The 11,571-nt window shown below is 43.0% G+C and carries 7 protein-coding genes, 1 pseudogene and 1 riboswitch; of the genes and pseudogenes, 2 read left to right on the top strand and 6 right to left on the bottom strand.

Annotated features, from left to right (window positions below; translation table 11 throughout):
- Together CDZ92_RS17835 and CDZ92_RS17830 are read right to left on the bottom strand one after the other, a co-directional pair.
- Positions 1-1,515 (bottom strand): sugar ABC transporter ATP-binding protein, encoded by a 1,515-nt coding sequence (locus CDZ92_RS17835; protein WP_369679954.1) that lies wholly within the window; start codon positions 1,513-1,515, stop codon positions 1-3.
- Between the two features lie 328 nt (positions 1,516-1,843).
- Positions 1,844-2,956 carry a sugar ABC transporter substrate-binding protein gene (locus CDZ92_RS17830; protein ID WP_096156546.1) on the bottom strand — a complete coding sequence of 371 codons (1,113 nt, stop codon included), beginning with the start codon at positions 2,954-2,956 and terminating at the stop codon, positions 1,844-1,846.
- A 161-nt stretch (positions 2,957-3,117) separates the two neighbouring features.
- Positions 3,118-3,236, bottom strand: a riboswitch (SAM riboswitch).
- A gap of 241 nt (positions 3,237-3,477) precedes the next feature.
- Between CDZ92_RS17830 and CDZ92_RS17825 the strand changes: the two genes are divergently transcribed.
- Positions 3,478-4,146, top strand: a complete 669-nt coding sequence (locus CDZ92_RS17825; protein WP_096156545.1) for a PspA/IM30 family protein — start codon at positions 3,478-3,480, stop codon at positions 4,144-4,146.
- A 459-nt stretch (positions 4,147-4,605) separates the two neighbouring features.
- Here CDZ92_RS17825 and CDZ92_RS19740 read toward each other — a convergent pair whose 3' ends face one another.
- From CDZ92_RS19740 to rarD, 4 genes and pseudogenes are all read right to left on the bottom strand, one after another.
- Complete coding sequence (locus CDZ92_RS19740; RefSeq protein WP_141395244.1) at positions 4,606-7,137, bottom strand: septation ring formation regulator EzrA; 2,532 nt, start codon at positions 7,135-7,137, stop codon at positions 4,606-4,608.
- A 211-nt stretch (positions 7,138-7,348) separates the two neighbouring features.
- A pseudogene (locus CDZ92_RS17810) lies at positions 7,349-7,990 on the bottom strand (SGNH/GDSL hydrolase family protein); the annotation flags it as partial.
- Positions 7,991-8,279: 289 nt separating this feature from the next.
- Positions 8,280-9,707 carry an aldehyde dehydrogenase family protein gene (locus tag CDZ92_RS17805; protein WP_096156542.1) on the bottom strand — a complete coding sequence of 476 codons (1,428 nt, stop codon included), beginning with the start codon at positions 9,705-9,707 and terminating at the stop codon, positions 8,280-8,282.
- A gap of 174 nt (positions 9,708-9,881) precedes the next feature.
- Positions 9,882-10,811 carry an EamA family transporter RarD gene (rarD, locus tag CDZ92_RS17800; RefSeq protein ID WP_096156541.1) on the bottom strand — a complete coding sequence of 310 codons (930 nt, stop codon included), beginning with the start codon at positions 10,809-10,811 and terminating at the stop codon, positions 9,882-9,884.
- A gap of 384 nt (positions 10,812-11,195) precedes the next feature.
- Between rarD and CDZ92_RS17795 the strand changes: the two genes are divergently transcribed.
- Positions 11,196-11,513: a DUF5640 domain-containing protein gene (locus CDZ92_RS17795; RefSeq protein ID WP_096156540.1), complete on the top strand. Its 318-nt coding sequence runs from the start codon at positions 11,196-11,198 to the stop codon at positions 11,511-11,513.
- The last annotated feature ends 58 nt before the right edge of the window (positions 11,514-11,571 follow it).

Raw genomic sequence — 11,571 nt, 5'->3', positions numbered from 1 at the left:
CTACTTCCCTCCTGCTGCAAAATACAAAATTTCTTCTTCGCTCGTATTTTTAGTTGTTAGTTCTTTCACAACTTCCCCGTCATACATGACATATGTCCGATCAGTAATGCCTAAAATTTCTTGTAATTCGGCTGACGCATAAATGACTGATTTCCCTTTTCCGGCTAACTTTACGATTAATTCAAAAATGTCCCGCTTCGCTCCGACGTCCACTCCTTTTGTCGGTTCATCAAAAATATACACATCCGCATCTGTAATGAGCCATTTGCCAATTGCAACTTTTTGTTGATTTCCTCCAGATAAATGCTCTACAGTCGTGAGCACGGATGGCGTTTTTATCCCGAGCATTTCAATTAGTTCTGTTGCTTGTTTGTGCTCTTCTTTTTTCTTAACGAAGGCGAACGGATTTGTAAATTTTTGAAGATGCGCAGCTGTTAAGTTGACCTTCACTGATTCGGAGACGAGTATCCCCTCTTTTCTCCTTTCTTCGGGCACGAGCGCGACTCCTTGCTTCACTACCTCATATGGACTGTTGGGCGATAGCTTTTTTCCTCTTAAAAAAATGTCTCCAGCCTCGATAGGAAAACAACCGAATAATGTTTTGCACAGTTCGGTTTTGCCTGCACCAACAAGGCCAGCCACTCCAACGATTTCTCCTGCTTTGGCGTTTATGGAGATGTTCCGCACGTTTTGGGATTTGTCGGTGATGCCTTTTACTTCATATATAGTTTCGGATGGCTTGTGCGTTTTTGCTGGAAACTGGTCGGCTAGCTTTTTGCCTAGCATGTGCTCGATGACTTCGCCTGGTGCTGTGTTGTTGATTTGTTGATTTGTTACAAATTTTCCGTTTCGTAAGACGGTGATTTCATCGCATATGTTAAAGATTTCCGGAAGTCGGTGGGAAATAAAGATAATGGCGATGTTGTTCTTTTTTAGGCTTTGAATGATCCGGAAAAGTTCGGTTGTCTCGGTATGACTTAATGGTGCGGTTGGCTCGTCAAGAATTAGGATTTTACAATCGGTAGAAATGGCACGAGCGATTAGAACCATTTGTTTTTGAGCAAGTGTTAGTTCACTGACGAGTTTTTTGCTTGAAACGTTTATTTTTAAATGGTTCAAGATCTCGGTTGCTGTTTTATGTAATTGGGACCAGTTGATAAGCTGGCGACCTTTCATGTCGTGGACAAGTGTTGATAGTAATATGTTTTCTGCAACGGTTAAGGTCTGGATGAGTGCAGTGTCCACTTCTTGATAGACGATTTGAATGCCGTGTTGCTGTGCGTCTTTTGGAGACTTGATTGATAACGGCGTGTTGTTGTATGTGATCGTTCCGGCGTAGTTGGAATAAGCGCCAGCGAGAACTTTCATGAGTGTTGATTTGCCAGCGCCGTTTGCCCCGATTAATGCGTGCACGCTGCCTGGTGTGGCCGTGAAGCTAACACTATCTAGCGCTCGTACTCCAGGGAACTCTACAGTAATCTCTTTCATATGTAGAACCGAGTTTTGTATTGCCACTTTGTTTCCCCTCCTTTACAGAATTGTTACAGGTGCCAGGCACTGTTTTATTGGCTCAACTTTTTTGCGTTGTTCCAACAGTGCCAGGCACCTGGGATTATTTTACTTCCGCTGATAACAAAGGTATTTCGCTGATATCATGGGTGTTTCGCCGATTGGAGCAATGCACTCGCTGATTGATGGCCCATTTTCGCCGATTGAAGGTTAATTTTCGCCGATTAACTCCTCATTTTCGCCGGTAAAATCCCATTTTTCGCCGATTGACCACAAATCATCGTCAATCGCTTCTACAATTTCACATTAAACTAGTAATCTCACTATCTTCCATCTACTTTTTCTTGTAATGTTCCTTCAAAACTTTCATCCAATCTTCTTCAAACACTGTGGACGTCCCCCATCCTTCCACAATGTTGTTCAAATTCACCATGTTGACTGGCTCGCTTGCTTCACGAAGCTCATCTTGAGAAATTAATGCTGCATCTAGATCAAAATGCTGTGGCGTTTCTTCTCCAGCTAATTTTTTTGCTAAAATTCTTAAGTTAACTGCGCCAATTGTTTTTGGATCAACAGCCGCAGTATATTTCCACGAGCTTCCTTCTGACTGGATTTCTTGTAAATCTGCATTGGAAACATCAATTCCGTATATTTTTATCTCATCGCGGCCTGCTTCGCGAATCGCACGAGCTGCCCCAATTGCAAATGCATCCCACGTTGCAAAGATTGCATCAATGGAGCCTTTCGGATGTTTGTTTAACATCGCGGCTACTGCATTTTGCGTTTGAACGGATGTATCGGCTGCCGCTACACCGAAGCGCTCCACTTCCTTCAATCCTGAATTTTCCGCTAGGACTTGTGTATACACATTATTACGTCTTACCATTGGAGGGAATCCGTCTACCCATAAGTACACGATGTTCGCCTCTCCATTGAAGTCCGCTACTAACTGATTGAGCGCAAGACTTGCCAGAGCTTCATCATCTTGAGATGTTAATGTGACACCTTCTATAGAAGCCAAGTCTAGGTTTGAATCAAACGTCACGACGCTCTTTCCGTTATCAACTAACTTTTTCACCGCATCGACTGTTGCAGCGTCGTCACCGTGAGAAATAATAAAGCCATCAAAATCTTGATTTAATGCTTGTTCAATTGCATCGTGAAATTTTGCTGTATCACCGTTCGCTGTGAAAACTTCCACCTCAAAGCCTAGCGATTCGCCCTCTTCTTTCGCTCCTGCAAGAAATTGAGCGGTATGGTCATCCCCTCCAATTTTTCTTATTACCTTGATCTTTGCTCCATCCCCTGTAGCAAAGCGTTCTGGGACATTCTCAAAAGATACGTTATTCGATTGGTTTGATGAGCTTTTGCTTGAATTACATCCTGTTAACAATAAAGAAAAAGCTAGGGTTGTTGTTATTGCGGCTTTCCATATTGATTTTTTCATGTTTGTTTCCTCCTAATTAAGTAGTTTACTGTCTTAATACTGACTCAGTTGTTTTAGAATGTTTCCTCCAATCCCACCACGAAATTTGAGAGGTTTTTTGAACAAAGAAAAAACCTCTCTAAAAAGAGAGGTTCATACGGCAGACAATATCCGAACTTCCTCTCTCATCTTCCAAAACGACTAGTAAAGTCGCTTTGCAGGATTTAGCACCAATTCCAAGTAAAAATGGAACGGTTGCCGGGCATCATAGGGCCAGTCCCTCCGCCTCTCTTGATAAGAGATCAAGTATTAAGTTGAATTTCATATTTACTACTTTAATTCGGTAAAGGCAAAATGTCAACACAATTTAGAAAATTCATTCGACAAATTTCGGGTGGTGCCTGGCACCTGTAAATCTTTGGCACCTGTAAATCTTTTGAAACTTTTTTGTTTTTGGTACGTAATATTGATTAGACCATTGCATTATAGTGTTGTGTTATGATGGGAATAATTACATTTCTTTTATTATAGGAGGGATTGGGATGTTTCGTTTTTTCAATCGTGTTCGTACTGTTGTTTCTTCTGAGTTGAATGCATTATTAAATAAGGCTGAGGATCCAGGGAAAATGTTGGATCAGTTTATTTTAGATATGGAAAAGGATATTGCAGATGTCGAAGCAGCTGTAGCAAAGCAAATTGCAAACGAGAAAATTTTGTCTAAGCAATACGCAGAGGCTGCAGACCTTGTTGCTAAACGCGAAGAGCAAGCGATTAAAGCGTTGCAATCTGGTGATGAAGATTTAGCTCGCCGTGTGTTAGAGGATAAAAACAAGCAGCAAGCACAAGCTCAGTCTTTGGATCTACTAGTAGAAGAAGCTACAAAGCTATCGGAAGAATTAAAAGAAAAGTTGCGTGAAATGAAAGACGAGTTACGTGACATGAAGATGAAGAAAGATTCGTTGAAAGCTCGTTCGGAAAGTGCGAAGGCGCGTGCCAAAGTAAACCGTACGATGTCTGGAATCGGAACTGGCGCAAAAGCTGGATTTGAGCGCATGGAAGAAAAGGTAATGCATCATGAAGCACAAGCGGAGGCTTCGGAAGAGTTACGTAGTGCGAACAAATCGTTAGATGACGAGTTAGCCCTGTTAGACCGCACGAGTTCGGTGGATGATGAGTTAGCGGCGTTGAAGGCGAAGTTAGAAAAGAAATAATAGATTTGATTGGAGCAATAAACGTGGGCGGTGATCTGCCCTTGTTTATTGCTTTTTTTGAGGTTGTTTTTGCTCGTTGTTAGATTGCGTTTAGTGTTGGATTATTTGTCCTCTCGCTCGTTCGCTGATTGAAGCACGCTTTCGCTGATAATTTAATAGTTTCGCTGATTGAAGTCTGTTTTCGCCGATTGGCTATTATGGTCGCCGATTGTTTCCTCATTTTCGCCGATAAATTGCCGGTTTTCGCCGATTGAACCCGCATTTTCGCCGATAAACTGTCAATTTTCGCCGATAAACCTCCTCCCCACCAAAAATTCACACCCAGCCAATTAACCTTTCTCACCGAAATTCACCTAATCGGACAAATCCAGAATGAAAACATCCCCTACAAAGCAAAAAACACTCCCCTATCTACAAATTTCATAGATAGAGAAGTGCTTCACAATCATTCAAACTAGCCTAAAACTTCCGTCCGCCTCCGCGTGAACCGCCACCGAAGCTTCCTCCGCCGCCTCGAGATCCACCGCCGAAACTTCCGCCACCTCCGCGTGAACCACCGCCTCCGCCGAAGCCGCCTCCAAATCCACCGCCAGAACCTCCACCAAAACCGCCTCCACCGTTATTACGGTTTCGGGCAGCTGCTGCGGCCGCGGCTGCTGCAGCACGTCTTTGTTCTTCGGCGCGAATCCGACGCTCTTCTGCGACCATTTCATCGACAATCCTCCTGCCTATCGCAATTTCTGCACGCGCATCAGCATATTTACCTTCATCAATTAAACGAGCAATTTGCGCTTCACACGTCCCAAAACGAGATTTATAGTTGGACATTAACAACCTTAAGCCAAGTCTCCTATCAATGTTTCGGTACGAGTGTTGCAAATCTTGCCACTCGCGCTCGACTTTTCGTTTTTCTTCTAATAAACTATCTGCATGCACTTCCAACTGAGCTAACTGCTTCTCCGCAAGCACAGCCTTATCCGTAACTAATTGTAGATGAACTGGCTTACGATCCACTTCTTCCCGTAAAAACTTCAAATCTTCCAGTAACCTACTAATTACAAATAAATCGACTGGCAGTTTATGCTGTGAAACTTTCTTATCTAAATCGCCAACCCGCTTCAAAGCAGATTCCACCGATTCTGTAACAGAACCACGTCTTTTCTCCAACTGATTAAATGCGGTAAAGCACGCATCATGCAATTCGAGCACTTTCGCAAGTTCTGCCAACATGGCCACTGTTACTTCATTTGCCTTCTTGTATTGCTGTACATCGGGCTTCAACGCCTCTGTTACTACTACAATCTTCTTATCTATTTCTTCCACGAAATCTTTCATCGTAACAAAATCCGCTTCCAAATGGCTCCACAACACTTCCGCATAGCCACTATTAAGCCTCGTTCGCTCTGCCCCAAACTTACCATCTAACCCTTTATAAGCTGGCAGTTCCTCTGACACCGCCAAAACACGCTTCCGGGATTCATCGCGGTATTGAATTAGCGCACCCACTCTTCTCTTCGCATCCGCTAACAACTCAACAATCGCCACTCGACTTTGGTCGGCACGCTTCACATTTCCAACTTGTAACTCCGCCAAAAATGCTTTTAACACGTCACGAGCCTTCAAGATCAAAGAAGCATAATCTTCGTCGACTAACAGTAAGTTTTGTTGGGACACCAAAGTTTTCAGCTCTCGTTCCGTTTCCAAAATCATCGGCTCGAGCGTTTCTCCTTCTTCTAGTAACTCCCCGAGCAGCTTCACGTCTGAGCGCAAGTCCTCGACACTTTCGCTAACTTCCGGCAGTATGGCATGGGCCGCTGAAAAATCGAACGCGTCGTCTAACGCTACCGCTCGCTTCAATCTACTATTTGCGCCTTCCATTTTTTCCAAAAGAGCAGTGAACGAGTGTCGGTGCTCTAATCTGAATTTTTCCACCGTACGCGAACATTGTGCGAGCGTTTCGGTGAATTCTTTTAATTTTCGGTTCGTGTGCATTTCTTTTGCCGTTAAGCGTTGCACTTGCTCATTTACCTGCTGAAAGTTTGCTTCTTGGTTGTTGTAATTGTCTTCTAAAGCGGCAATTTCTTTTTTCCACTTCGACTCCACTTGTGCGAACCCGAAAAAATGTTTGAATAATTTTTCGTTTTGCGCGTTGGAAAGGAGGCGTTCTAGTGTGACTTCGCTTTCTTTTGCTTCTGTTAAAAATTGAGCCAGTCGGTCGTAGAGTTGGCGAAATTCCGCTTGTGTTGTGCCTCTGCTCAGTTTTTGCTTATCGCTTGCTTGATTAAATGGATCGAGTATATTTCCAAGCAGAGCTTTTTGTTTTGCGTGCAAAGTTTGAACAAGGTTCGTTATTTGCTTTCGCTTATTGATTAAATAGATAAAACGGCCGATGATGGAGATTGCCGTGATGACAATAAGTATAACTAACAGGGCAATAGATGAGCTGCCGCTGTTTTGGGTTGGTGCAGGCGTTGGGGTCGCTGGTTGGTTAGGTTCTGTAGGAGGAACTCTTCCACCTGTCCCAACTTCTTTTGAAAGCTGTTCGACTTTGCCGAAAAGGTTGATCATTCCCTCACCAAACCGGCCTTCGCCTGCTGAGACCATGAACGTTTCGTCTATTAATCTACCGATTGCTTCGGACCCGCCCATTAGTTGGATCGCTCTATCGATCTTCGTTAGTTTGTCTACGTTCATGTATATTTCGCCGTCGCCAACAGAAATAAGGACGGTCGCATCATAGCCGCTCGATTTCATTTCATCGAAAAGTCTGTCTGCTTCTGATGCAATGGGTTTTCCGTTCAAGCTATCTATCGTTCTGACGTAATAGCGGAACTCGGAATTGGCGAAAGTGGATTGAAGTTCACTTATTTCTGCTTGCGAAAAGAAGCCTCCATTATCGTCCACTACCACTTCGGCAGAAGCATTTATAGGTAAAAATAAAAATAATACAAGTAAACTAGTAAAAATGATGCTAATTCTGCGAACCTTCACGCCACATTCCCCCTTTTAACTCTCCGTTACAATTGTATGTAAAGTAATACGAATAAAGGAAGAAAAAGTTGCAATAAAATTATTCGACAAATTTCGGGTGGTGCCTGGCACTTTTGCATTTGTGCAAAAGTGCCAGGCACCTAGAAAAAAATGTAAGACCAGATTTCTAGTGGTGTGTGTTCAATGCCACTGTGAAATCTGGTCTAGTTTTTTATTTTTTTTGTTTTTTTGTTGAATGTGAGAGCCCAAGTGCTTGTAGGCCAATTTCGGCTAATTTTTGTTGGCCAGCAATAGTTGGGTGGATGTCGTTGAGGCGAACGAATTCTGCTTGGTTAGAACCGTAGGCCGCGTTAGCATAAGCTATTTTTATGTTTTCATGTTGGAATGCAGTAGCATAAATTCCACCATTAACTAGAGGTAGTATCCCTACCGCTAACGCATGTAACGGGGCATTATCTTGAAAAGGATTGTAAACATCGTATACGACCACAGGTGCATCTGTAAGGCTTCGTATTTCAACTAAAATAGAGTTTAAATTACTTAACATCAGACTGTTTTGGAGACCTTCATTTATACATAGTCCAATAAACGGACCACACGCTTGTGCTGCCCCTAACACTTGCAATAAATCATTACTACCAATATTTAGTGTAATATAATCAGCATGCCGAATCGCTTGACGGTATTTTTCGTCGTGTTGGATGGTTGGTAATAGGTGGTCTGTTCTCCAACCAGGGATTGCTAAGTTTCTTACCCTTAGGTCTGCTGCATCTCCCATAAGATACGGAAAGGCGAATTTAGAAGGCTCGAAGTTGTCTTCTCCTAAGTTGTATCCGAACGGAATAGAGTCTCCAAGCGCTACTAACGACTTTTTAGCGTTGTTTTAGCGTTGTCGTTTTTTGCAAAGGCGGGCGTAGCTAAAACTAAACTGGCTACTATTAATAAAATAATGGTACGAAAAATGTAATTCAAATCTTTTTCCTCCTCTATTAAACTAGTTACCATTCTATTATAGAGAAGTAGATTTGGGGAGTCTGTCGAACGTTATTGAGAACAGTAGCTACTACTGAAAAATCGTTCGACAAACTTCGGGTGGTGCCTGGCACTTTTGCATTTGTGCAAAAGTGCCAGGCACATGGGGTTTATTGGTAGTTAAGGCTGATCATTTTCATTTTGGTCATTTCTTTGATGGCGTATTTGACGCCTTCGTAGCCATAGCCGGATGATTTGTAGCCGCCGTATGGCATGTGGTCGAAGCGGGTTGTTGGTACGTCGTTGATGAAGACTTGCCCTACTTCGAGTTGGTGGCCAAGTTGTAGTGCTTGTTTTAGGTTGTTTGTGAAGATACCGGCGTTTAGGCCGTAGTCGCTATTGTTCATTTCGCTTACTGCTTCTTCTGCGTTTTCGACAACATTGATGAAGACGACTGGGCCGAAAACTTCGTTGCAGGATACTTTTGCTGCTGTTGCTACATTTGTTAAAACGGTTGGTAGAATGCCGTTATCTTTTGCTTCACCGCCAGTTAGAAGGGTGGCACCATTTTGTATCGCTTCCTCGATCCATTCTAGTATTCTAGCTTGTGACTTTTTATTTATTAGGCTTGTTACTACTGTACTCGGGTCAGTTGGCTCGCCATATGGTAGTTTTTTTGTTACTTCCACAAACATTTGGATAAATTGTGGGGCAAGCGCTTGGTGAACGTATATGCGTTGCGTACTGATGCAAACTTGCCCGTTGTATGCAAAAGCTCCAATAACGGCTTTTTGCACAATGGATGGTAGGTCTTCTGCTACTGTTTCGTCGACGTACAACGCGGAGTTGCTGCCAAGTTCGAGTGTTACTTTTTTCAGGTCGGCTTGTTGTTTGATTAGTTTTCCAACCGTAGGGCTACCTGTGAATGAGATTTTTTCGACTCTAGCGTCGTCTAGTAAAACCTTTCCTAATTTTGGGCCGTCTCCTGGTACGACGTTAATTGTTCCAGTAGGTGCTCCTGCTCTCGTGATGATTTCTGCTAACTTGAAGCTTGATAGCGGCGTTTGCTCGGATGGTTTGATAACGATCGTGTTGCCGGCTGCGATAGCTGGACCGACTTTGTGTACGGTGAGGTTCAGCGGGAAGTTGAATGGTGTGATGGCTCCGACAACACCGATTGGTTCGTGAATGGTGAAGGCATCGCGGCCGGCTCCACCTTTTGCTGCATCTAATGGGATGTATTCACCTGTGATGCGCTTTGCTTCTTCTGCCGAGAAACGTAGTGTTTGGATAGAGCGCTCCACTTCTAGGCGTGAGGCGGAAATTGGCTTGCTCGCTTCTGTTGTGATGAGGTTTGCCACTTCTTCTTTTTCGGCTTCTAGGATGTCTGCTGCTTGGAACAAAATTTCCGCTCTTTCTAGTGAAGTGAGAGTTTTCGTTTTTTGGAATGCTGTATGTGCTGCTTCGATGGCAAGTTGCATTTCTTCTTCTGTGCTATCGGCGATGTGGGCGATGATTTGTTCTGTGTGTGGGTTGTGGAGTGGGTACGTTTTTTTAGACTCCACATATTTACCGTTTATATAAATTCCGTTGTTCATATAATGACCTCCTCTATTCGTCTCACAGACTTATCTCTTCTATTATTATTCGAGACTAGCTTTAAACATGTGAAAAATGGGGACGGGTTTATTTCACATCAAGATGATGGGAAACGACCCCGTCCCTGCTTTTCATTCGACAAAATTCGGGTGGTGCCTGGCACCTGGAATTTTTCATGATGTGAAACGAACCCCGTCCCGACTTTTCATTCTGAGGCCTTTTGTGACGGTTAGGGTGTAGATGGTTAGGGCCGTCCAGATGCACATGAAGGCGATTAGGTGTATTTTGGTGAATGGTTCGTTGTAGAGAAATACGCCTAATAGTAATGAGATGGTTGGTGCTAAGTATTGTAGGAGCCCGACCATGGATAGAGGTATTCTTTTGGCTCCACTTGCGAACAAAAGCAAAGGTATCGCGGTTGCGACACCGGCTCCAATTAAAAATACAGTTGTCATGACGTCCATACCAAACGAAGCACTACCTCCAGTTTGCAAGACGCTCAAAAACAGTAACGCACATGGAGCGAGCAACAATGTTTCAATGGTTAATCCCATCACTGCGCCTAGTTGGACCATTTTTTTCAATAAGCCATAAAAGCCGAAGCTGAAGGCTAGGGTGATGGCGATCCATGGGAAAGAGCCGAAGTTGACGGTTAGGATGAGTACGCCAACGCTTGCGATGATGATCGAGATCATTTGCCAGCGTGATAGTTTTTCTTTTAACACGATGATACCGAGCAAGATGCTGACGAGCGGGTTGATGTAGTAGCCAAGGCTCGCTTCTACGATGTTGTTTGTGTTGACCGCCCATATGTAAAGGCCCCAGTTGAGGGTAATGCAGATGGAAGCTAGCGTTAGGCCGATTGCTCGTTTTTTGTTGGCAAATAGGGTTTTTAGTTCTAATGGGATGGTCGAGAATTTTTTCATCGCTAGTAGGATAACGAGCATGAAGACGAGTGACCATAGGATGCGATGAGCGAGTAACTCCCAGGCTGGGACGTGTTGGAGTACTTTCCAATATAGTGGAAGGAAGCCCCAAAGTATATAGGAAAACGCGGCAAAAAGGATGCCAGTTGAATGTTCGTTTGTAGATGTGAGTTTCATAGGTGGATGCCTCCTCTTCGAAGAAAGATGTTTTAATTGAATCAATTTCACAATTACTGTTCGTTTAGTGAAAAACGAATGTTCCGTATATTATAAAATAACGTTCGATAAGAAAACGTAAATTATATGAAAGAATAGGTTTAATATTCGTTTTTCACTTAGTAATTGTACATTATGAAACTCACTCAATTAATATAGTTTATGAGGATTAGAGTGGAAAATCAATGAAAATATTTCGACAGTCGAATGAAAAGTGGGGACGGGGTTCGTTTCACATTTAGAGGATGTGAAACGAACCCCGTCCCCATTTCTCATTTTTCTCTTTACACAATCAACGCTTGAACTTATAGTGAAAGAATACATATGAATAGGGGTGGGATTTTTATGCGTTTTCACAAACTTCTTTTGGCATCTATTTTCACGCTAGTTTTATTGGCTGGATGTTCTTCTGATTCTAGTAAAGTAGTTGGAGAATGGGTAGATCAGTTTGGGGTAATGACTTTTGAATTTAAGGAAGATGGAGCGTACACGCTAGATAGCGGGTATGGCGGTAATGAAGGAACTTATGAAGTGGATGGTAAAAATTTAACGTTAAATTTTAACGATCAAACACTTAAGTTTGCTTATAACTTCAACGGCGACAAACTAGAACTTAAAGGCGAAGGCGACGTGCAGCCGATTGTGTTGACGAAGGTGGAATAAATGAAAAGTGGGGACGGGGTTCGATTTCTCATCGTAATAATTACGATGAAAAATGAAC

Source organism: Bacillus sp. FJAT-45066 (assembly GCF_002335755.1).
Taxonomy (GTDB): domain Bacteria; phylum Bacillota; class Bacilli; order Bacillales; family Bacillaceae_I; genus Bacillus_CD; species Bacillus_CD alkalisoli.
Note: the sequence above shows the minus strand (reverse complement) of the source record. Positions and strands in the feature narration are given on the sequence as shown.